The sequence below is a fragment of the Ureibacillus sp. 179-F W5.1 NHS genome (assembly GCF_045369345.1).
GTDB classification, from domain to species: domain Bacteria; phylum Bacillota; class Bacilli; order Bacillales_A; family Planococcaceae; genus Ureibacillus; species Ureibacillus halotolerans.
Genome location: NZ_JBIQFG010000010.1, coordinates 27,745 through 51,725, shown reverse-complemented (window position 1 = coordinate 51,725; position 23,981 = coordinate 27,745). Strand labels below are relative to the sequence as shown.

The window sequence follows — 23,981 nt, the reverse complement described above, 5'->3', positions numbered from 1 at the left end:
ACATTAACAATACCTTTTTTTTAATTGACTTACAAGATAAATTTAAAATATTTACATTTAGGTAAATTTCTCAATTTCTATTGAAAAATACATCAGTATTGCGATAAAATGTCTCTTATAGAAAAACAACTGTTCATTCAGTGAGAACAAAAGGAGCAAATTCGATATGTGGAAAGGTCTTATTGAAGAATATAAATCATTTTTACCTGTTACCGAAAATACACCTTCGCTAACTTTAAATGAGGGAAATACCCCACTTATTCATTTAGTTAATTTGTCAAAAAAGTTAGGGATTGAGCTTTACGGTAAAATTGAAGGGGCAAACCCAACTGGTTCATTTAAAGACCGCGGTATGGTTTTTGCAGTAGCAAAAGCTATTGAGGAAGGGGCAAAATGTGTTATTTGTGCATCCACAGGGAATACTTCTGCTGCAGCGTCAGCTTATGCTGCCCGTGCTGGAATCCAGTCGATTGTCGTTATTCCTAAAGGGAAAGTAGCCCTTGGTAAATTAGCACAAGCATGTATGTATGGTGCTAAAATTATTGAAATCGACGGCAATTTCGATGATGCACTCGCCATTGTACGCCAATTAAGTGAAACGACTTCTGTTCAATTAGTGAACTCCGTCAACCCATATCGTATTGAAGGCCAAAAAACAGCTGCATTTGAAATTGTAGACAGTTTAGGACAAGCTCCTCAATATTTATGTATCCCTGTAGGTAATGCGGGGAATATTACCGCTTACTGGAAAGGTTTTAAAGAATATAATGAGGCAAAACACACTGGCTTGCCGAAAATGTATGGCTTTGAGGCAGAAGGTTCCGCAGCCATTGTCAAAGGAGAACCTATCTCCAATCCCGAAACTGTGGCAACGGCGATTCGTATCGGGAATCCGGCAAGTTGGAAATTGGCTGAGGCCGCTCGCGATGAATCTGGTGGTATAATCGATTCGGTAACAGATGAAGAAATATTAGAAGCTTATCAATTAATCGCTAGTACTGAAGGAATATTTGTTGAGCCGGGCTCTGCCGCTTCTTTAGCAGGTGTTATTAAATCGGTTAATAACGGGAAAATTGAGAAAGGAAGCCAGGTTGTTACAATATTTACAGGTAACGGATTAAAAGATCCGGATACTGCAATGAACGTTTCTAAAATTGATTTAGTATCCCTTCAAAACAATGAAGAAGAAATTCGCCAATATATCGAGGAGATTTTATGAGTAAAAAATGGCAAATCACTGTTCCAGGAAGCACCGCTAACTTAGGACCTGGATTTGATTCCATAGGACTTAGTTTATCTTTATATTTAAATTTAACCGTGTCCATTTCGGATAAGTGGGAAATTATTCACCTTTCTGACCACCTTCCACAAAATATCGTAATTGAAAACCATTTAATTTATGAAATTGCTTCGGAAACTGCGGCTCGGTTTAATAAAGAACTTCCACCTTGTCGTATCGAAATGAAAAGTGAATTACCTTTTGCAAGGGGTTTAGGTAGTAGTGCAGCGGCGATTGTTGCAGCGGTTGAGTTAGCAAATCTCGTTTGTCAGTTAAATTTATCAACCCAAGATAAATTAAACATCACTTCTCAATTTGAAGGACATCCTGACAATGCTACTGCATCAGTTCTTGGTGGTTTAACGATTTCAGCAATGGATGATTTCGGTCATGTGGATACAATCCATGTACAAGATTTAGAAGTCTCTTTTGTTGTATTTATACCTAATGTGGAACTAAAAACGTCCGATGCTCGGAAAGTATTGCCTGAAAAGTTCGACCGTCACTACGCCGTTCACGCTAGTGCCAACGCTAATATGCTAGCGGCATCTTTCATATCAAAGGATTATGAACGGGTAGGTTATTATATGGAGTCCGATCTTTTCCATGAACCATTCCGTGCCAAGTTGATTCCATTTTTTGATGAAATTCGAAATGCAGCAAAAAATGCTGGTGCTTATGGAACGGCATTAAGCGGAGCAGGCCCAACTGTTATTTCCATTATACCGACCGCTATTGAGGAAGCATTTATTTCCAAGATGAAAGAACTATTCCCCTCACTTGAAATTATTTTAACAAAAGCAGATGATCAAGGGATTTCAGTAACTGAAGTCATTGAGGATGTGCTCGCTTAATCGCAAACCCATTAATATAGATGTCCAATAATTCATATATATGAATTATTGGGCATCTTTTTCTATTTGAAAAGATGTTCAAAATAACCTAACTTCCGTACACCTCAAAATGAGGTAAGTCATTTCGTCGCATGTACTTAAATTCAATTGAAAGGAGTATCGAAATGAAAATTGGCATTATTGGGGCAACTGGAAAGGCGGGCAACAATATTTTAACCGAGGCAAGAATGCGACATCATGATGTGACAGCTATAGTCGCTAATAAAGAGAAATTAAAAAATCAACAACATATTCATATTATAGAAAAGGAAATGTTTAATTTAACTAGAAATGATTTAATTCAATTCGATGTTGTTGTAAATGCTTTACTTCCTTTACATGGAGAAGAACATTTACACATTGAATTTGGCCGGTTTCTCATCTCCCTTTTGGAAGGTAGCCAAACAAAGTTATTTGTAGTTGGTGGAGCAGGAAGTTTATTCATCGACGAAAGAAATACTAGACTCATCGATATTCCTGATTTTCCAGAAGAATATAAAACAATAGCTTTCCAACAGTTACAACATTTAATAGATTTGAAACAATCCTCGATAAAATGGACGTTTTTAAGCCCCTCCGCTCTATTTGACTCAGACGGACCAAGAACTGGCCATTACATTTTAGGCAAAGACCATCTCCTATTAAATTCCCAACATATTAGTTATGTAAGCTATGCAGATTATGCTGTAGCTGTTTTAGATGAATTAGAAAACCCGAAACACGAAAATCAGCGTTTTACAGTCGCTTCTGAGAACGCAACAATTAGTTCATAGTCAATTTCACTTTTTATAAATTAGAATGCCCTAAAAGCTATCCAAAGCTTTTAGGGCATTCATTCATTTTATGCTAACAATAACAAACTTAGCGCCATGACTGCCATACCGGCAACTAAACCATAAATCGATAAATGGGTTTCATCATATTTTTTAGCAGCTGGCAACAACTCGTCTAACGATATAAACACCATTATTCCTGCAACTGCTGCAAAAATAATACCAAACATCGTATCCGTTAAAAACGGCATTAATATTAAATAAGCTACAACAGCTCCAATTGGTTCTGCTAACCCTGAAAGGAATGACAATTTAAATGACTTTTTTCGGTTTCCAGTCGCGAAATAAATTGGGACGGCAACAGCTATTCCCTCTGGAATATTGTGTATCGCTACAGCTATCGCAATGGCTACCCCGATACTTGGATCTTGAATGGCCGACATAAATGTTGCGATACCTTCTGGAAAATTATGAATAGCTATAGCTAACGCAGTAAAAACTCCCATTTTCATTAGCTTTTGTTCATCTATTACTTTAGAATTCAATTCCGCTTCATGGACATCTTCTACAGTTTTCACTTCATGAGGATTATTTTTCTTTGGAATGAAACGGTCTATTAATGCGATAAACACCATTCCCCCAAAGAAGCCTATGACCGTCATCCAATACCCTTCCGTTTCACCTAAAGAAGTCGTTAACGCATCTTTCGCCTTAACAAAAATTTCAACTAAAGAGACATAAATCATAACACCTGCAGAAAACCCTAATGCAACGGATAGGAACTTCTTATTTGTTCTTGGTGTAAAAAATGCAATTAAAGCCCCCAATCCGGTAGCTAACCCAGCAAATAGTGTTAAGCCTAAAGCTAAAAGTACGTTTCCATCCATTTTACTTTGTCGTCTCCTCTTATCATTTAATAATTGTATTATACACTAAAAGTTTCCCTAGTGAAACTTTTTTCACCTTGGTTACATATTATTCACAAAGAAAACTTTTATGCAAAAAAATAACACCTAGTTAGGTGTTATTTATTAGCTTATTAAATTTTCTTTTACTTTGTTCATACCAAAATACACAAAGGACAAACCAAGTGTATCCAAGACTCCACCCTGCAATGACATCAGAGCCAAAATGACGACTTTCTGCGATGCGGGATAGACCAATAAGGAAGGAAAGAATAATCGCAATAACCCAAACAATTCTACTTTTTTTACTATTTCCTACCCATTCCTCTACTAAATAAGCGATTGTGAATAAATAAAGCAAAGAGAGCATAGCATGTCCCGACGGAAAACTAAATGTGGACAATTGATCAACTATTTCTGGTCGAGGCCGTTCAATCCATTTTTTCACTAATTGATTTAACACATTTCCAGCTGCTATCGTTAGTAGTACAAAAATCATCCCATGATAATTTCGTTCCTTTAACCAAAGTACGATTAGTAATAGTAAACCTATTGAAATAACAAACCATGTATCACCAATATAATGAAAGGCAGTGATAAATACGTTCCCACCAAAAAGTTCAGCTAATGTGTTATCTAGTTGTTGAATACATTCTGAATCAAAACTCAACAACAAGGCAAGAAATATAAAAAATGTAACTCCTGCTAAAATATAATTCCATGGTTTCAACATGTATTCCACCTTTGTAAAAACACTATATTATTTAACATATTTAATTACATATTACTCTATGCAATCCAATTGTTGTTACGAAAAAATAAAAAAACCTCGACAAGTCGTCAAGGTTCTGAAAGTTATTGTACGTAATATAAACTATTGGCTGATTCAATAATATAGTCTGGTTTTGGCTGGCCAATTTTAGCTTTGTGGCCCGCTATATGTTCGGGACTCTTCTCCCAGCCTTTCCAAGCTTCTTCTGATTCCCAGCGTACCATAATGATGACTTCTTCATCACCACGACGGGATTTTTTCACTAACACTTCTTTACCGATAAAACCAGGTTGTTGTTCCATTAAAGATGGGCCATCCTTTTTAGCACCAAAACGGTCAATAATTTTTTGGGCATTTCCTTCAGCAACAACAAAACGTTTCATTTGAACAAACATTCTCATACCTCCCGAGAGAAAAAGCTGTCCTACTATCAGGACAGCTTAATTTGGTTAATAAATTATTTTAATTCATCTTTAATTTCTTGGATTTTAGCAAGCTCAGATTCTAAACCGCCACCACTTAAGTACCAAAGTGGGCCATCTAAATAAACAATTCGATTTTCTTTATATGCAGTTGTTTGTTTAATGATGTCATTTTCCATATCCGCTTCGATATTAGACTCACCGCCTGTTGCAGCAGTTCTGTCAATTACGAATAATACTTGTGGATTGAATTCTAAAATCGCTTCAAATCCAAAGTTTGAACCATGAGATGAGGATTCGATATTATCTGTTACTGGTTTAAATCCATAGATGTCATAGATGTAGCCAAAACGAGAATTTTGAGCAAAACCAGATAAATTACCTTCATTATACATTGTAACTAATGATGTATCATATTTCCCAGCTAAAGCTTTTACCTCTTCAATACCGGCATTAATTTCAGCAATTTTCTCTTTTGCTTCTTCTTCTTTACCAAACATTTTTGCTGCAACATCAACAGATGCTAAGAATGTATTCCAGTAATCATCTTGAGACGTACCAACGAAGATTACATTAGGAGTAATTTCTTTTAATTGATCATAAAATGCAGATTGACGACCTGAGATGAAAATTACGTCCGGTTCAAGTTCTGCGATATCTTCTAATAAAGGAGCTTTTAAAGTACCAATGTTTGCATATTCATCACTAGAATATTTTGATAAATGTTCTGGTAAAGTAGAATCTTTGGCAACACCAACAATTCCTTCTACTCCAAGAGCATCAAGTGTATCTAAGAAACCGTAGTCGAATACAACGATTTTTTCAGGCATTTTTTCAAGGGTAACATCTTCATAAGCAATAGTTCCAGCTTCTTCAGATTGGCTTTCTGCAACAGTTGGAGAAATAGTCATTGGGTATGTAGGACCCTCTGCATTTTCAGTAGTTGTCTTCTCCCCTGTAGTAGAGTTTGTATCTGATTCTTTTTTATCATCAGAACCACATGCTGCAAGTACGAATAATAAACTTGCTAAAATGACCGTTAATAACTTCCAATTCTTCATTTATATTCTCTCTCCTATCTCTTATTAACGATAATGATAATCATTATCAATCTAATGAAAATTATAGCATTTAGAAAATAAAGGTCAATAGTTTTTTAGTTATTTTAACCAATTTTATTTTAAAAAATGATTTAGAAAAGCATATGAAATAAATACTTTTCTAAATCATTATCATAGCTAATGCGAGTTAAAATATACGCAAATTCGACAACCATTTTGTTCCTGTACCGGAATATTCATGTCGTAAATTTCACGAAGTGCATCTGAATTAATGATTTCATTCGTCGGTCCACTTTTTACAACTTTACCGTTTTTTAACGCTACAATGTAATCAGAATAGACCGAAGCAAAGTTAATATCATGCAATACAATAACTACTGTTTTCCCTAGCTCATCAACAAGCTTACGTAAAATTTTCATTATTTGTACGGAATGCTTCATATCCAAGTTATTTAAAGGCTCGTCTAAAAGAACGTAATCTGTATCTTGGGCGATGACCATTGCGATGAAAGCCCGTTGTTTTTGTCCCCCAGACAGCTCATCTAAAAATTTGTCTTGCATATCTGTTAAATTCATATATTCCATAGCTTGATCGACAAATTGTTCATCCTCAGGTGTTAAACGACCTCTTGAATAAGGATAGCGACCAAATGAAATAAGCTCACGTACCGTTAAACGTACATTAATAAAGTTTGCTTGTTTTAAAATGGATACACGTTTCGCAAATTCAACGGATTTCCATTGTTTTACGTCATTTTTATCGAGTAATACTTCACCTGTATCTGCATCTAATAACCGACTCACCATTGATAATAACGTGGATTTACCAGCACCATTTGGACCAATAAAGGATGTTATCGATCCCGGTTGAATCGTTACGGAAACATCTTCTACAACAGGCTTGTTACCAAACTTCTTTGTTAAACCTTTGATTTCAATCATCCTGCTGCCCTACTTTCCTTTAGTAATAAGTAAATGAAGTAAATACCACCAATAAAGTTAATAATGACACTTAAGGTAGTACTCATTTCAAACACATGTTCAACGATAAATTGACCACCGACTAAAGCAATAACACTCATTAAGCCGGCTCCTAAAATATGAATCGAATGCTTATATGTGACTAAAAATTGGTAAGATAAATTTGCTACGATTAAACCAAAGAACGTAATCGGACCGACTAGAGCAGTGGATGTAGCAATTAGTACCGACGATAAAATTAATACATTCATCACTAAGCGGTCATAATTAATTCCTAGGTTTATCGCATTTTCCCTACCAAGGGACATAACATCTAACTGACCCAAAATCCGATATCCGTAAATAAAGGCAATTAATAAAATCACAATCGAAATATATAGTAACTCGACTTTAATATTCGAGAAACTTGCAAATAAACGATTTTGTAAACTTAAATATTCTACTGGGTCAATTAATACTTGCAAGAACGTTACAAGACTTCCGAGTAATGTTCCTAAAATCATCCCAATTAATAATAATAAGTAAATTGGATGTTTATCTGCTCGGAATAAGAAGCGATATAAGAACAATGCAAACAGCACCATCGCTCCAATTGCTACTGCAAAGTTTAAATATTGATTTAACACCCAAATGGACATGGACCCAGCTAAAAAGTAAATAAGAGTTTGTACAACTTCATACATGGAGTCAAGACCCATTACGGAAGGGGTTAAAATACGGTTGTGCGTAATAGTTTGAAACACTACCGTCGAATAGGCAATTGCAAATCCTGTTACGATCATTGCCCCAACCCGCATCATACGTCTTGGAAATGCGTAATCAAAACCACCCTTAATATCGTAGAATCCGTATAGCAAAATACAAATTATTGCTACAACTGCTAGAATAATTAGTTTTGTACTATTTCGCATATGCTCTCCCCCTAAATAACATAATTAAGAAGATCGCACTGCCGATTACCGCTACCGTTACATTTACCGGTATTTCATACGGATAAATAATGACACGCCCTAAAATGTCACAGATTAATAGGAAAACAACACCGAGAACGGCTGTATGTGGAATCGTCTTTCGTAAATTGTCCCCTAAATAAAGGGATACAATATTCGGTACGATTAATCCTAAGAATGGGATAACACCAACTGTGAGAACGACAGTTGTAGCGATAATTGCTACGAGAATTAACCCTATATTTAATACGAATTTATAACTTAAACCTAAGTTTTTAGCAAAATCTTCACCCATACCAGCAACGGTAAATTTGTTTGCATATAAATAGGCTAAAATTACAGCAGGTATACTTAAATATAGTAATTCATAGCGTCCAGATATTACTAATGTAAAGCTTCCCATTAACCAAGAAGAAATATTTTGAAGTAAATCAGCTTCATAAGCAAAAAATGTTGTAATGGAAGATAAAATATTTCCATACATAATCCCGATTAAAGGTACAAAAATAGCATCTTTAAACTTTATACGATCTAAAATTTGCATGAATAGCAAAGTTCCAACTAACGCAAATACAAAGCTAAAAATAATTTGCTGTGTATAGGTTACATTCGTAAAGAACAGCATCGAAATGAGAATCCCTAACTTAGCGGCATCTAATGTTCCAGCTGTCGTTGGAGAAACGAATTTGTTTCGACTTAAGCTTTGCATAATCAAGCCCGCGATACTCATCCCAATCCCCGCTAAAATAATCGCCATTAGACGTGGTACACGACTGATTAAGAAAATTTGTGTTTCTTCTGATTGCCAGTCAAGTAAATCGCTTGGCTTTATATCAATCGCGCCAATAAATAGCGAGATAAACGACAGGATGATCGCTGCGATAATTAACATCCACAGTCTCATTTTTATCCCCATATTCTATTTATTCTCAAGTATGTAATGAAAATGATTCTCAACCTCGAGTACGTATTTCATTATAAGTTGAAAAAGTCGAAAAATCAATGCCGATAACTTGAAGTTGAAAAATTAGAGAGTATATTTCAAATTTTAGTAAAATGTAGTTTTTTTAAGTATTACTTATATTTATTAATGTTTGTCTCATGAAAAAAGCTTAACCCTTTTAGAGTTAAGCTTAAAAGTTTATTAATATTGTACGTCAACCGCCTTATCGATTACTTCTTGAGGAATTGTAATTTCTTTAACACCATTGAAGTTATCAAATTTGCTTACCATATCCGTCTTAATTGTCATTGACTCACCTTCGATATCCATCGTGAAAGTGACATTCATATCCATTGTCGTCATATCAAAGGTTTCCTTATCAATTTCAATTTTATAGTTAAGATTCTCAACTTTCGTATTTTCAAGCATTTGTGTGTCTTCTTCAGAAAGACCTAAAGTTTGATTAATTTTCATTTGCTCCAACATATACTTTGTAAACTTATCGCTAGCAGCTTCTAAAGTAAGAATATACTGATCTTCCGATTGTTCAAATGTAAAATCATTAATAAATGATTTCATTTGTTCAAGCTGTTCTGATGTATTAACTTGATTTGCTGTTTGCCCCATAATCGCGTCAAACTCTTCAGATGGTAGCTTCACCCATTGGTTAGTTTGAGAATCAAACATGTACATCCCTTCCTTGGACATATACATTTCCATATCCATCGATGCATCGCCCTCCGCTGTTGGCTCTCCCATCGTCATTGTTCCATCCATATACATGGAAATAGGATCTGTAACCATATCAAGTTTCAAATCACTCTTCGTTGTCATTTCAATACTTTCTTCCCCAGTTCCAAAACCAATTGTTTGGTCCATTACAATCGAGCCACTGACACTTTTTAGTTCATTTTGTCGTTCTATCGCTTTGTTATAAACTTCTTCCAACGTCAAATCGCTACTTTTCGATGTTGCACCAGACTGTGGTTCTGCCGTGCTATTACATGCCGTTAACACGAATAACAATAAACCGATTAATAAGTATCCCCATTTTTTCATAAAAACCCTTCCTTTCATTAAACCTTTAGTTTACACACCATAGGATAACAGTATTTACAATATTTTCCTAACTATTTTTATCATTTTATACAAAATGTTACTTTTTTACTTCTTTCATTTCTGTAACTAATTCTCTATACAATTTGCTACATACTAATAATTTGTTTTATTTATAGGATAGCTACTATTATTTATTACGTATAAGTATGGAAAGGGTGTCATTTTTTTCTAAAATAATAAAAAAGGAAGTGTGAACGAATCACACTTCCTCATTTATTAATTTACTCCGCGCATCGCCTTTGCAATGATTGGTGTTAATATTAATAGTAAAAGACCTAAAAAGATAGATAATGCGCCAAGTGTTCCGAAGTACGTAATTTCTGTTACTGCTTCATAAACACGAACGAGTTGGGCATTAATCGCTTGGGCAGCCGCACTAGTTAAGAACCATAAAGACATTGTTTGTGCTGCAAATGCCGCTGGTGCCAATTTTGTTGTTGCTGATAAACCGACTGGTGATAATAATAACTCCCCTACTACAACAAGGAAGAAGGAAAGAACTAACCACCAAGGGCTAACAAGTTCTGTACCGCCAGACATTTTCGCTGGAATAATCATTACTAAGAATGATAAACCTGCAAAAAATAATGAAATAGCAAATTTCTTCGGAGTAGAAGGTTGACGGTTACCAAGTTTTAACCACATCCATGCAAAAATAGGTGCAAAGATAATAATGAATAATGGGTTAAGAGATTGGAACCAAGATGCTGGGATTTCAAAGCTTCCCACAGTTAAATCCGTACGAGTATCTGCATATGTTGCTAAAATTGTTGCTCCTTGTTCTTGAATAGCCCAGAACATAACAGCAGCAATAAATAAAGGAATATAAGCTAATACTCGAGATTTTTCATCTTTCGTCGTTTTAGGACTTCGATACATCACAATGAAGAACACGGTTGGAATTAATATACCCAGTGTTGTAATGATTAAACTAAACACAGCCATTGTTAAATTACCAGTAGCATTTAAAATGAACCCTACAATTAAAATGGCAATAATGGCAATAATAACATTACGAATTGTTTTCTTTTTCTCTTGTTCTGTTAATGGGTTTGGCACTTCAAGACCAGCTAGTCCTAAAAATTTCTTTTGCGTTACAAAGAAAACGATTAAACCGATTAACATACCGACAGCAGCTAAACCGAATCCGAAATGGAAATTATATTTTTCCCCAACAGTACCAATAATTAATGGTGCGATAAAGGCACCCATATTAATACCCATGTAGAAAATACTAAATCCTGAGTCACGGCGATTATCTCCCTCAGCATACATATCTCCAACAATCGTTGATACGTTAGACTTTAATAAACCAGTTCCGACAATAATAAATGCCATCGAAATGAGTAAAGCAGTAAGACCGAATGGTAAAGCTAATACAATATGACCAATCATGATCAATATTCCACCATAAAATACCGTCTTACGTGTACCCCATACGCGGTCCGCAAACCAACCGCCAATAATACCTGACATATAAATTAAAGACCCGTAAAGAGCCATTATAGAGTTCGCAGTTCCTCGATCTAATCCTAATCCACCATCGTGCAATTCATAATACATATAAAGGATAAGAATGGCACGCATTCCATAATATGAAAATCTTTCCCAAAATTCAGTAAAGAATAATGTGAATAAGCCCTTTGGTTGACCAAAAAATCCTTTTTGAGGAACGGATTTGACAATTTCGTCTTTACTATACATAAAGAAATCCCTCTTCCGTTAATATTTTTATATTTTCAAACAATTTAGATTATTGAAATCACAGTCTGAAAACTCGTTTTATTACCTTAAAACAAAATGAATGTTTTTTCAATATATTATAAAAAAGTTAGAAATTTCGATTTCTTCTTTATTATCTATATCTTTTACTAAAGAACTGTTATTAACGGACTTTAAAAGGTATATAAAAATAATTTTTATTTATAAAAAAATAGGCAACGACAAATACATCGTTACCCATTTTCATTATTTTATTACAAAGCTTTCATACTTTTTCATATCCGACTCTTTTAATTCAACTACTAACCTAGTCCCATTTTCTTCATATTCTGTTTCTTTCACTTGTGCATACGTATTTAAGTACGAAACGATATCGCCACGCTCAAAAGGAATAAACATTTCACATTCAACGTAATTGGAAAAAATATGTTGTTTAATCATTTCGATTAATTCGTCTAAACCACTATCTTCCTGGGCAGAAATCCAAATATTGTCTCCACTTATTAATGGATATTTTACGTTTGCAATGTCCGATTTGTTATATACATAAATGGTCGGAATCCCCTCTACGTCAACTTCACTCAACGTTTTGTTCGTCACGTCCATCATAAATCGATACTGCGCATTAGAAACATCTACTACGTGTAATAATAAGTCTGCTTCTCTTGCTTCCTCCAAAGTAGAACGAAATGCCTTTACTAAATGATGGGGTAACTTACTTACAAATCCAACTGTATCTGTTAATAAAAATGTCTTTTTATCTGGCAACTCAATATTCCGAACAGAAGTATCTAAAGTTGCAAACAACATATTTTTTTCCAAAACTTGTTTATTATCTTCTTGTCCAATCTTTTTCAATAATCGGTTCATTATTGTTGATTTCCCAGCATTTGTATACCCCACTAAGGAAACAATTGGAATTTCGTTTTTCCTTCTTTTTTTCCTTTGAGTTTCCCGTTGTTCTTTCACACCTTCAAGCTCTTTACGAAGCTTTGAAATTTGGTCTTCAATTTTTCGCCGATCCAACTCTAGTTTTGTTTCCCCAGCACCCCGGTTTCTAAAACCTCCACCAGTGCCACCACCTTGACGGGATAGTGAAGCATGAAGCCCAACTAGTCGTGGCAACATATATTGAAGCTGAGCTAATTCGACTTGCATTTGCGCTTCCCGTGTTTTTGCACGGCGATCAAAAATATCTAAAATAAGCATCGTACGATCTATTACTTTAACTTCTAAATCATGTTCTAAATTTCTTATTTGGGAAGGTGAAAGTTCATCATTAAAAATGACTAAATTTCCATTTAACTCTTCTATAAAACTTTTTATTTCCTCAATTTTTCCAGTTCCTACATAATGGGATGGATTTACCCGCTCTAAATTTTGTGTAACTGTCCCCATTACCGTCACATCAAGAGCTTCAGCTAAACTGGATAACTCCTCCATTGAGTAATGGAAATTAGGATCATTTTGTAAATTAACGCCAACTAAAATGGCCTTTTCAATAATTGTTTCAATCTGTTGCATATTCGTCACTAAAAGATTCCTCCCTGTTAACGTAGGGTATTTTCCACAATCGTATCATACATTATATCCCTTTTTACACAAGAAAAGACCTATAACAAAGGAATGTTATAGGTCTTTTAAAATTCTATTGTTTCTCTTTTTCTGAATGTAACAAGTTTAAAGTTTCATCGAATTCATCTTCAATTTCATCATTTCGTTTATAAGTTAATAAACTTACAATAATCGCCAAAATTAAATTGATTGCAAAACCAGGTACAATTTCATATAGCATACCGGATAGCTCTTTATTTTGTCCCCAAATAAAGGCAACAACAGCCCCTACTACCATACCTGTTAGCGCACCAACATTTGTTAACTTTCTCCAATATAGAGCAAGTAAAATTGTTGGTCCAAACGCTGCACCAAATCCTGCCCAAGCAAATCCAACTAAATCTAAAATTGAACTGTCCGGGTTCCATCCTAATATTGCAGCAACGACTGAAACAACAAGAACTGCTAAGCGACCTGCGAAAACATAATGTTTATCCGTCGCATCTTTTTTAAATAACGCTTTATACATATCTTCCACAAGGGCCGAAGATGTTACAATCAATTGGGAAGAAATCGTACTCATAATAGCGGCTAGTATCGCAGCTAACATAATACCAGCAATAAATGGATGGAATAAAATTTGCCCCATAACAATAAAGATTGTTTCTGGATCATCAATATTCCCACCATTTTGTTGGAAGTAGGCTAATCCAACTAGTGCAGTACCAATTGCACCAAATAAACTTAATATCATCCAACCAATACCGATACGACGGGCTTGTTTTGTTTCTTTTACCGATTTGATTGCCATGAATCGAACGATAATATGCGGTTGTCCAAAGTAACCAAGTCCCCAAGCAACAGAAGAAATAATCCCAGCTGCTGTTGCCGTTTGAGCAAACAAATTAAAGTGTTCTGGATTCACCGATTGAATGGAGTCGATTGTATCGCCAAATCCACCAGTGAAAAACAAACCAATTGTCGGTACTAATATTAAAGCTAAAAACATAATAAGACCTTGTAAAAAGTCAGTGTAACTAACGGCTAAAAATCCGCCAAATAACGTATAGCCAACCGTCACGACGGCAACAACTAATAGACCTGTATGGTAATCAAAACCAAAGGAACTTTCAAAAAATTTACCGCCAGATACCATACCTGATGATACATAGAATGTAAAGAATACTAAAATAACGATACCTGAAACGATACGAATTAATTTCGTCTTATCACGAAGACGGTTATCTAAAAAACTCGGAATCGTAATGGAATTTTTCGAAACTTGAGTATAAACCCGTAAACGAGGTGCAACAAAATACCAGTTTAGCCAAGCTCCTACCGTTAAACCAATTGCAATCCATGCTTCTACTAAACCTGCAGTATAAATTGCACCTGGTAACCCCATTAGTAGCCATCCAGACATATCTGCTGCTCCAGCACTTAAGGCCGTGACAGCTGGACCTAAATCACGTCCGCCTAACATATAATCATTTAAATTCGTTGTTCTTTTATAGGCGTACCAACCAATAATAATCATTGTTAGCATGTAAATAACAATGGCTAACAATTGAAAAGCGTGATCTGACATAATCCATCCCCCTTATTTCAATTTTTTGAAAATAGTGTCGAATAATAGAAAATAAACGCGTATTCTAGAAACACTATTATTTGCTTATAATTTATCATACTTCATAATAATTGTATGTAAGATTTTTTAAAAAATAAAATTTTCAATATACTTCCATTATTATTTAATTTTATAGTCCAATATATGAATATAAAAACTAGAATTTAGTACTTGTTAATAGAGCTATGTTAAACTATTTTCAACAATTTAAAAGTAGAGGCTGATTCAAATGGACTTTGAACAAATGAAAGAACAATTTTTAAATCGTATTAATAGCCACCAATTAATTAATGCAACCTTTAGCCAACCACGGCAAAAATCAAACGAGTTAAAACGAGTGAAGTTAAAACCAATTGAACTAAAAGGGCTTTACCATATTCAATTGGAATATCAATACGAACGTATTTTAAAACATGAAAATATTTTATTAGAAAAGTTTTCCGATTCCTTCGATATATTATTACAGCAATTTCGTCAAATTCATGCCCAATTTACGGATGAAAAAATACACATACAATTGTCGAAAAAAAATAAAGTACTTTGGAAAGTTGAAAAACTTGAAAAAGCAAAACAAGTTAACCTTTCCCATAACCGTAAAAAGCAATATTTACTTGATGAATCGACACCATATCCTTTCCTTATTCGTCTTGGTGTTCAAACAGAAGATGGAAAAGTGAAAAAGCAGAAGTTTGATAAATTTCGACAAATTAACCGTTTCGTTGAGTTTATCGATGATTCATTACAACATTTACCTAAAGATCGACAAATTCGAATTCTTGACTTTGGTTCAGGAAAATCCTATTTAACCTTTGCCTTATATCATTATTTAAAAATCGAAAAGGGATTAGACATACGAGTAACTGGACTGGATTTGAAAAAAGAAGTTATAGAAGAATGTAATCGTATTGCTCATGATCTACATTATGATCAGCTTGAATTTTTAGTGGGTGATATTAATGATTATAATGATGAAAATGCAGTGGATATGGTTGTAACATTACATGCTTGTGACGTTGCGACAGATCTGGCTTTGGCCCGTGCCGTTAAATGGGGAGCAAAAGTTATTTTAAGTGTTCCTTGTTGCCAGCACGAATTAAATAGACAACTAAATGCACCTGCCCTAGATATTATGATGCAGCACGGTTTAATTAAGGAACGATTTGCTTCCCTTGCAACTGACTCCATTAGGGCGGAAATATTAACTTTAGCCGGCTATGATACACAACTTTTAGAGTTCATCGATATCGAACATACACCTAAAAATATTTTAATTCGTGCTTACTTTACTGGAAAAAAACCATCATTAGAACAGCTTGAACGCTACAATTCGTTTATTCAATTTTTATCTGCAGAACCATTTTTACAAAAAGAACTTCAACAGTATTTTTAATTCAAAACTCTTCATAAAATCAAATTAATGGGCAAGTATATTATTGTAGGAGAATAATCGTACTCTAATATGCTTGCTTTTCTATTTGTGAACTCTTTTTATGTTACAGCAATGTAAATTTTGTGAAATGAAACATTTAAGGTGTATAGATTTTTTTAAAATTTTGTTATGATTATTTAGGTTTAAAATAACTATTAAAAATTTGCACATATACCAGGGGGCATTTTCATGTTTAGTCCAAAAAAATCAGATCCATTTTTCTTATCTTTACACAAGATAGCAGAAAATATGAGAGAGGCTGTTCATTACGCAAGAGATTTTAAAATCAATTCCATAGCGGATTTAAAAGAACTTAGTGTTCGAATGAAAAAGTATGAAACAGATGGCGATAAATTAATTCATGAGTTAATCGTTATGTTAAACAAATCTTTCATGACACCAATTGAACGTGAAGATATTTTAGCTTTAGCTAACAAAATGGATGATGTACTTGATGGAGCAGAGCATTGTATCGCACATTTTGAAATGTTTTCATTTATTGAAATCGATGAATCGATGGAAAAATTCTTAGACTATATTTCAAAAAGTGCCGATGAAATCGTTGCAGCAACAGATCTTTTAAATAAAAAGGACTTAGTTGCAATGCGTAAACATATTATCCTTATTAAGGATTATGAACGCGAATGTGATGAAATTTCACGTTCATCTACAAAGCAACTATTTTTAAATGAAAAGGATCCAATCCGTCTAATTAAAATGCGCGACATCTATGATCAACTAGAAGAAATCGCTGACTCTACTCAAGATGTAGCGAATACATTAGAAACAATTATTATGCGTAACGCGTAGAATCAGGAGATTTTATAAATGGATACTATATTAATACTTACAATATTAGTCGTAATCTTCGCCTTAGCTTTCGACTTTATAAACGGTTTCCATGATACAGCAAACGCAATCGCTACTTCCGTATCAACTCGTGCTTTACCACCACGGGTTGCTGTATTATTGGCTGCTGTCATGAACTTTTTAGGGGCAATTACATTTGTTGGAGTGGCAAAGGCTATTGCAAAAGATATCGTTGATCCCTTTTCATTGAACGTAACGCCAGATGATACAACTGGTACAGTCGTTATTTTAGCAGCATTATTATCTGCTATTACTTGGAACTTATTAACATGGTATTTCGGTATACCATCAAGTTCTTCCCATACATTAATCGGTTCTATTGCCGGGGCAGCTATTGCGGCAGCTGGATTTGGAATATTAAATTACGGTGGTTTTTCAAGTATTATCATCGGTTTAATCGCTTCTCCATTTTTAGCATTAGCTATAGGATTTATCTTTATGTCCGCATTTAAAGTAATTTTTAAAAATTTCAACCTTTATCGAACAAATAAAGGTTTCCGTACAGTCCAAATTTTCACAGCGGCTATTCAATCCTTTACCCACGGTACAAACGATGCTCAAAAAGCAATGGGTATTATTACGATGGCTTTAATTGCTGCCGGCTTACAATCAACGGATGAAGTACAAGAATGGGTACGAATTGCCTGTGCCATTGCAATGGGTCTTGGTACTTCAGTTGGTGGTTATAAAATCATCAAAACGGTCGGTGGTAAAATTATGAAAATCCGCCCTGTAAACGGGGCAGCTGCCGACTTAGCATCTGCATCCGTAATTTTCGGTGCAACACTTATTCATTTACCAGTTTCAACTACCCACGTCATTTCTTCTGCTATTATGGGGGTTGGATCTGCACAACGGGTTAAAGGTGTAAAATGGGGAGTTGCTCGTAAAATCGTTTTAACTTGGATTATTACAATGCCAATATCAGCGGTGATGGCAGGAATTTTCTTCCTTATCCTTAACCTATTCTTCTAATCATTTGATGAAACCAAACGAAAACTTTCGTTTGGTTTTTTATATAAAAAAGAGCTAAAGTAGATTACTTTAGCCCTTTCGATGATATTATAAACGAATTATTTCTCCCTCTTTAACAGGAGTTAACAATGAAGTTTCATTATTTGTTGTATCTTTTTTCGGTTCATATGTAGCGAAGAATATTTGCATCGCAATTACTATTAATAAACAAACTACTACGATAAATCCAACAAAATAAATGGCCACTTTTTTCCCGTTCATTATTATGTTTCCCCTTTTATTTTTTCAACTTAAATCCTTCTTCTTGTAAATAATTCATCGCTGCCTCACGGGTTCCAAAGGACTCTTCTAAATTATTTTGATGATAAATATCCCAATTCCACTGATCATGAACTAGTGTTAAAATGGTCCCATCATGGGAAACCCATGTTTCTTCAATTGGTGTATCCGTCTCTTCCGACAAGTAATCAATTGAATCCTGAATAATTTCCCGTAATGATTTTTCATCAAAATCGCGAATGTTGACTAAGCCTTTATCATTTGCCAACTTCTCATATTTTAGCAAGTCTCCTACGTAAACGAATCCATTACCGTTCGGATGTAACTTTTCAACAACAATCGTTTTTTCGTATAGGCTTTCTTCAAAATGATAGTTTAATCGTTTTAATGAAATTTCCTTTTTCATTAATTCAGGAAACGATTCAATGATTGATTGCTTTTGTTCAAATGATAACATGTATGAACTCCTTCGTATATCTACTAGTAATTATACCGTCTTAGTAGCAGCCTCTTTTATTTTTTTCCGTTCTTCGTAAATATTTTTTACGATAACTTTAATAACCGCATAAGTTGGAATGGCGATAATAATGAAAATAAAGCCGCCAATATTACCTGCTGCTAAAACAATCGTAATAACGGTTAACGGATGTACATCTAATGTTTTCCCCATAATATTAGGTGTAATTAAGTTACTTTCTATTTGTTGAGCAACTAAAGTAATCACCCCAACCCAAACAACTAAAATTGGGTCTTGTACAATTGCAACGACAAGAGCCGGCGCTAATGATATCCATGGTCCGATAAATGGAATCATATTCATAAAGAATGCAAAAATCGATAGTAATAGTGCATAATCTAGATCGATAATTAAGTATCCAATAAACATCATCGAAGCTAAAATTAAACTAATTAATACTTGTCCTTGAACATAATTTCTTAATACATTATCAATATCTGATAAAGTTTCCTTTACCCATGTACGTCTTTCTCCTGAAAAGATTTTATAAATATTTGGCGCAAACTTTTCATGGTCTTTTAACATATAAATAAAGAAGAACGGTACTAAAATTAAAGTAAACACTGCTGAAAACGTTCCGCTGACAAAAGAGACGATATATTTACTCCCTGTCATAGCAATTTCTTGAATCGAGTTAGAAATAGAGTCAACAAAATTTTCTACCTGTGGAGGCAAATTATCTTTGTTATCTAGTACTATGTCTGCTGTATCCATTATTTTATCTCCTATATAAGGAGCGTTTTTCACTAAATTGTTTACCTGTTCCGAAATCGGATTACCGATTAATAAAAGAATTCCTGTTACGATACCTGCTAATAATAAGATGATTGTAGAAATGCTCGCCCATCTTGGAGCACCCTTTTTTTCCATAATTCTTTGTAATGGTTCAGATATGTAATAAAGTACACCGCCTAACAACAACGGAATAAATATCGTTTTAATAATGATAAAAATCGGATTAAAAATCCAATGAATTTCGACAACATATTTAATAATTAAAAGTGCTATGATAATTCCTATACCAACTTGAAACCATACTTTTTTTGTCATTTACACAACCTCCTTTCCACATTGTTCCAACAATCATAATTTCCTATTCAACCATTATATACTATTTTTGATTTTATAATATGAAATAGAAAGAAACTACAAAAAAACTCCCGAAAGATTAACTTTCGAGAGTTTTTTAAACTATAATGCCACATCGTCTACGGAGTTTAAATATTCTTCAATGGCATCGATGACCGATTCCACACAACCATCCTCAAATGGAGAAATTAATCCCGCTTCTTTTACTAGTTTAGTAAATGACATGGAACCACCTAAGCTACAAAGGTGAAGATAATCCTTCCACGCTGCTTCAAAGTCTTCCCTTGAACGTTTCCAAAATTGGAACGCACATACTTGAGCTAATGTATAATCAATATAATAGAATGGGCTACCATAAATGTGGCCTTGACGTTGCCAGAATCCACCTGCCTCTAAATATTCATAACCGTCATAATCACGGTGAGGTAAATATTTGTCTTCGATTTCTTTCCAAGCCTGCTTCCGTTGAGCAGGTGTCATTGCTGGATTTTTATAGACTACATGTTGGAATTCGTCGACTGCAACACCGTATGGTAAAAATAGTAATCCACTACTTAAATGGGTGAATTTATATTTTTCTGTTTCTTCTTTAAAGAATAATTCCATCCATGGCCAAGTAAAGAACTCCATACTCATGGAATGAATTTCAGCAGATTCATATGTTGGCCATAAATATTCTGGTATCCCGATATTGCGACTAGAATAAACTTGGAACGCATGACCCGCTTCATGTGTTAATACATCGATATCTCCGGAAGTACCATTAAAGTTAGAGAAAATGAACGGTGAATCGTAATTATCGATAAATGTACAATAACCTCCGCTTTCTTTCCCTTTTTTCGCCTCTAAATCCATTAGTTCACGGTCAATCATATAATTGAAAAATTCACCTGTTTCACTGGAAAGTTCTTCATACATTTTTTTGCCGTTTTCCACGATCCACGCAGGATCACCTTGTGGTTTTGCATTACCTGATAGAAAATTTAGTCCTTCATCATAAAATTTAAAATCGCTAATTCCTATACGTTTTGCTTGTCTTTCATAAAGTTTTGTTGCTAAAGGTACAATTAGTTTTTGAACTTGATCACGGAAATTCGCAACCATTTCTTCGTTGTAATCAATACGATCCATATTGATATAGCCTAATTCAACGTAATTTTTATAACCGAGGGTCGTTGCGATTTGATGGCGAAGATGAACTAGCTTATCATAAATTTCATCAAACTTTTCCCCATTTTCTGCAAAGAAGTTAAAACGTGCTTTCATCGCTTCTTTACGGACTTCTCGATCAGTAGATTCACCATATGGTGTTAGTTGGGCAAGTGTTAATGTTTTACCATCAAATTCAATTTGTGCAGAAGCTACTAACTTGTTATATTCGGAAACAAGTTTGTTCTCCTGTTGCATTAGCTCAATGACTTCTGGAGAAAAGGCTTTAATTTGATTTTCAGCTAACGCAAATAGCTGTGTTCCCCATTTTTCTTCTAATTGCTTTCGGAAAGGCGAATTAACAAGTTCTTTATAGTATTCAAAAGTAAGTTCTTCAAATTGGGGTGAAATTTCGTCTAAATAATCCCGTTCCTTTTGATAAAATTCATCATTTGTATCAATTGAAGCCCGTACATATACTAAATTGGCTTGTGTAGAAAAATCATTTCGGAAAGCATTAATTTTTTTAATAATTTCACTTTGAGTTTCAACAGAATTAGCATTTTTAAACTGTTCGATTAATTCTCGAATATTTTTCTTTAGTTCATCTAAGTTTGGTCTTTTATATTCATAATCCTTGAATGTAACCATCTTTTGCACCCCTCTACTTTTCACAATTCACTTCATTATCTATTATTAACGATTTCTTCCAAAAGAGCAACTATTCTGATAATTTTTAAACTTAATAGAATCGTTTTCTACCTACAAGATAAAAAGTACACTCATTTAAAAATGAATGTACTTTTCAAATAATTAAATTTTAAATTTACTTATTTCTTCAATCATTTCTTTAGAAGTTGATTCAAGTAACGCAACAACTTCTTCAAGTTTATCGACCATATTAACTTGAACGTCCGTTGATCCTGCCACTTCTTTTGTTTGATTCGTCGTATTGGATACAAGTTTATTCATCTCTTCCGTAGATGCTAATATTTCCTCTGAACTTGCAGACATTTGTTCAATTACGGCTGAGTCATCTTGTATTTTAGAGTTTACTGCGGATACAACTGTTAAAATTTGATTCAACATTTGACCAATTTCCATAACCGACTGGTTCCCCATTTTTACTTCTTCTGTGCTATTTTCCATTTCTTCTAAAGCTTTATTACTAATTAGCACGAATGTTTGAAGATGGTTTTGAATATCATCGGCAGAGCTTTTCGACATTTCCGCAAGTTTTCGAACTTCATCAGCAACGACAGCAAAGCCTTTCCCAGCTTCTCCTGCCCGCGCAGCTTCAATAGCAGCATTTAATGCAAGGAGATTCGTTTGATCAGCAATGTTCGTAATAATCGAAACCATCTCTTTTATAGAACTGAATTTTTCTCCCATTTCCCGTACATAGCTTTCTGTATGTACAACGGATGTCTCCACATTTTGAATTTGAGAGACAACTTGTTGGGCATGTTCTACACTTGTAGTTACTAAACTTGTCATTTCAGTAGATGACTCGGCAATTTCAGAAGTTGTATCCGCCAACCGTTGAATACCAATGGACATTTCATTCATCGCTTGTGTCACTTCTTTATTACTTTCTTCTTGTTGGTCGCTACTAGAAGCAATTTCAATAATGCTAGAAGCAATGGTCGTAGTCGACTTTCCTACTTGAGTCGCTGCATTTTCCAATTCTACAACTACTTGTTCCAAATTTTTTGATTTACTATTTATTTTCAATAATGATTGGGACAAATTGTTTAAAGCTTGCGAAAAGGTTTTAGAAAAGATGGCAATTTCATTATTTTGTTTTAACTTTAAAGTAGATAGTGTTTCATTGACACCTTTTAAATTTCCTTCGGATAATTGATTCGATGCTTCTTTTAACACATCTAATGGTTTTAAAGATTTATTTACATAACGATAAACAATATATAACCCTACCAATATAATGATTAAAAAGATGACTCCGATTTTTGGAACAATTCCCATCATTACATTTGAACTTACTTCATCCACATAGGAAGCATCAATATCAACACCTAAAAAGGCAACGACTTCACCATTTTTATCTTTCATCGGTACTGTACCTGAAATATATTCACCGAAATCACTACTTAATAAATCAGAATGGTAGGATCCATCTTTCAATGCTTTTTGTAAATGTTCGTAGGTAGTTGATCCAGACTTATCACCAATAGCAGCTGCATTTTCCGTATCATCTGCAGGCATACCATCTACTAAAAATGTGACCTCTTCCCCTTTTTCAGGAACTGCATATGTATAGGCATAAAGAACACCATTCATTTCACGTAAACTGTTTAATTGTTCTCTTAACTCCCAATATAAGTCGTTTTCCTCCGGATTCGCCGCTAATTCTTTATATTGTTCAACATCGATAAAGTTCAACATATTATTAGCGATTTCAACCGTTCTTTCCCCGACCGCTTCCTGTACTGATTCTCTCGAATTATACATCATTGTAAAAGTATAAATGCCTAATAATAAAACAAAAACAACGATAATAATGAAGAGAATCTGTCTTGATAACCGTTTCCCCTTGTTCATAGTATAAAAACTCCTTTAAATAAATTACTCAAAGTTCTTATCGACCCTTTTCGATGAAATTTAAACAAAAGCATTTCAATTAAGCAAATCTTACTCTTTTCCACAAAAAA

General features: G+C 34.3%; 22 protein-coding genes. 6 read left to right on the top strand and 16 right to left on the bottom strand.

Annotated features, from left to right (window positions below):
- Positions 1-166 precede the first annotated feature (166 nt).
- From thrC to ACH0B5_RS06880, 3 genes are all read left to right on the top strand, one after another.
- A complete protein-coding gene (gene thrC / locus ACH0B5_RS06890) occupies positions 167-1,219 on the top strand; it encodes a threonine synthase (protein WP_122972103.1) in 1,053 nt (350 codons plus the stop codon).
- Positions 1,216-2,133, top strand: a complete 918-nt coding sequence (gene thrB, locus ACH0B5_RS06885) for a homoserine kinase (protein WP_122972104.1) — start codon at positions 1,216-1,218, stop codon at positions 2,131-2,133. The genes thrC and thrB overlap by 4 nt, the downstream gene beginning before the upstream one ends.
- Before the next feature lie 164 nt (positions 2,134-2,297).
- On the top strand, positions 2,298-2,945 hold the full coding sequence (locus tag ACH0B5_RS06880; protein WP_122972105.1) for an NAD(P)-dependent oxidoreductase: 648 nt from the start codon (positions 2,298-2,300) through the stop codon (positions 2,943-2,945).
- 68 nt (positions 2,946-3,013) lie between these two features.
- Here ACH0B5_RS06880 and zupT read toward each other — a convergent pair whose 3' ends face one another.
- The 11 genes from zupT to putP all read right to left on the bottom strand — a co-directional run bounded on the left by zupT (position 3,014) and on the right by putP (position 14,962).
- On the bottom strand, positions 3,014-3,832 hold the full coding sequence (zupT, locus tag ACH0B5_RS06875) for a zinc transporter ZupT (protein WP_406927621.1): 819 nt from the start codon (positions 3,830-3,832) through the stop codon (positions 3,014-3,016).
- Positions 3,833-3,962: 130 nt separating this feature from the next.
- Entirely contained in the window at positions 3,963-4,583 is a 621-nt protein-coding gene (locus tag ACH0B5_RS06870; RefSeq protein ID WP_406927620.1) for a phosphatase PAP2 family protein, read from the bottom strand.
- 122 nt (positions 4,584-4,705) lie between these two features.
- The gene (locus tag ACH0B5_RS06865; RefSeq protein WP_122972107.1) at positions 4,706-5,017 is read right to left on the bottom strand and encodes an antibiotic biosynthesis monooxygenase family protein; all 312 of its coding nucleotides are present in this window, start codon (positions 5,015-5,017) and stop codon (positions 4,706-4,708) included.
- Between the two features lie 62 nt (positions 5,018-5,079).
- The gene (locus ACH0B5_RS06860; protein WP_122972108.1) at positions 5,080-6,105 is read right to left on the bottom strand and encodes a siderophore ABC transporter substrate-binding protein; all 1,026 of its coding nucleotides are present in this window, start codon (positions 6,103-6,105) and stop codon (positions 5,080-5,082) included.
- 177 nt (positions 6,106-6,282) lie between these two features.
- Positions 6,283-7,047, bottom strand: a complete 765-nt coding sequence (locus ACH0B5_RS06855; RefSeq protein ID WP_122972109.1) for an iron ABC transporter ATP-binding protein — start codon at positions 7,045-7,047, stop codon at positions 6,283-6,285.
- Positions 7,044-7,997, bottom strand: coding sequence for an iron chelate uptake ABC transporter family permease subunit (locus ACH0B5_RS06850; protein WP_122972110.1), 954 nt, complete (start codon positions 7,995-7,997; stop codon positions 7,044-7,046). The genes ACH0B5_RS06855 and ACH0B5_RS06850 overlap by 4 nt, the downstream gene beginning before the upstream one ends.
- Positions 7,987-8,940, bottom strand: coding sequence for an ABC transporter permease (locus ACH0B5_RS06845; RefSeq protein ID WP_122972111.1), 954 nt, complete (start codon positions 8,938-8,940; stop codon positions 7,987-7,989). The genes ACH0B5_RS06850 and ACH0B5_RS06845 overlap by 11 nt, the downstream gene beginning before the upstream one ends.
- Positions 8,941-9,180: 240 nt before the next feature.
- A complete protein-coding gene (locus tag ACH0B5_RS06840) occupies positions 9,181-10,038 on the bottom strand; it encodes a DUF6612 family protein (RefSeq protein ID WP_341362796.1) in 858 nt (285 codons plus the stop codon).
- Positions 10,039-10,314: 276 nt separating this feature from the next.
- On the bottom strand, positions 10,315-11,802 hold the full coding sequence (locus tag ACH0B5_RS06835) for a peptide MFS transporter (protein WP_122972113.1): 1,488 nt from the start codon (positions 11,800-11,802) through the stop codon (positions 10,315-10,317).
- A gap of 264 nt (positions 11,803-12,066) precedes the next feature.
- A complete protein-coding gene (gene hflX, locus ACH0B5_RS06830) occupies positions 12,067-13,344 on the bottom strand; it encodes a GTPase HflX (RefSeq protein WP_406927626.1) in 1,278 nt (425 codons plus the stop codon).
- 124 nt (positions 13,345-13,468) lie between these two features.
- The gene (gene putP / locus ACH0B5_RS06825; protein ID WP_122972114.1) at positions 13,469-14,962 is read right to left on the bottom strand and encodes a sodium/proline symporter PutP; all 1,494 of its coding nucleotides are present in this window, start codon (positions 14,960-14,962) and stop codon (positions 13,469-13,471) included.
- Positions 14,963-15,230: 268 nt separating this feature from the next.
- Between putP and ACH0B5_RS06820 the strand changes: the two genes are divergently transcribed.
- From ACH0B5_RS06820 to ACH0B5_RS06810, 3 genes are all read left to right on the top strand, one after another.
- Positions 15,231-16,391: a class I SAM-dependent methyltransferase gene (locus ACH0B5_RS06820; RefSeq protein ID WP_122972115.1), complete on the top strand. Its 1,161-nt coding sequence runs from the start codon at positions 15,231-15,233 to the stop codon at positions 16,389-16,391.
- A 228-nt stretch (positions 16,392-16,619) separates the two neighbouring features.
- Entirely contained in the window at positions 16,620-17,240 is a 621-nt protein-coding gene (locus ACH0B5_RS06815) for a DUF47 domain-containing protein (protein WP_122972116.1), read from the top strand.
- 18 nt (positions 17,241-17,258) lie between these two features.
- Positions 17,259-18,275 (top strand): inorganic phosphate transporter, encoded by a 1,017-nt coding sequence (locus ACH0B5_RS06810; RefSeq protein ID WP_122972117.1) that lies wholly within the window; start codon positions 17,259-17,261, stop codon positions 18,273-18,275.
- Between the two features lie 87 nt (positions 18,276-18,362).
- Here ACH0B5_RS06810 and ACH0B5_RS06805 read toward each other — a convergent pair whose 3' ends face one another.
- The 5 genes from ACH0B5_RS06805 to ACH0B5_RS06785 all read right to left on the bottom strand — a co-directional run bounded on the left by ACH0B5_RS06805 (position 18,363) and on the right by ACH0B5_RS06785 (position 23,871).
- On the bottom strand, positions 18,363-18,536 hold the full coding sequence (locus ACH0B5_RS06805; RefSeq protein WP_158599699.1) for a hypothetical protein: 174 nt from the start codon (positions 18,534-18,536) through the stop codon (positions 18,363-18,365).
- Positions 18,537-18,552: 16 nt separating this feature from the next.
- A complete protein-coding gene (locus ACH0B5_RS06800) occupies positions 18,553-19,011 on the bottom strand; it encodes a hypothetical protein (protein ID WP_341362797.1) in 459 nt (152 codons plus the stop codon).
- A 30-nt stretch (positions 19,012-19,041) separates the two neighbouring features.
- On the bottom strand, positions 19,042-20,121 hold the full coding sequence (locus tag ACH0B5_RS06795; RefSeq protein WP_122972119.1) for an AI-2E family transporter: 1,080 nt from the start codon (positions 20,119-20,121) through the stop codon (positions 19,042-19,044).
- 141 nt (positions 20,122-20,262) lie between these two features.
- Complete coding sequence (locus ACH0B5_RS06790; RefSeq protein ID WP_122972120.1) at positions 20,263-21,960, bottom strand: M3 family oligoendopeptidase; 1,698 nt, start codon at positions 21,958-21,960, stop codon at positions 20,263-20,265.
- 162 nt (positions 21,961-22,122) lie between these two features.
- Positions 22,123-23,871, bottom strand: coding sequence for a methyl-accepting chemotaxis protein (locus ACH0B5_RS06785; RefSeq protein ID WP_341362798.1), 1,749 nt, complete (start codon positions 23,869-23,871; stop codon positions 22,123-22,125).
- Positions 23,872-23,981 lie beyond the last annotated feature (110 nt).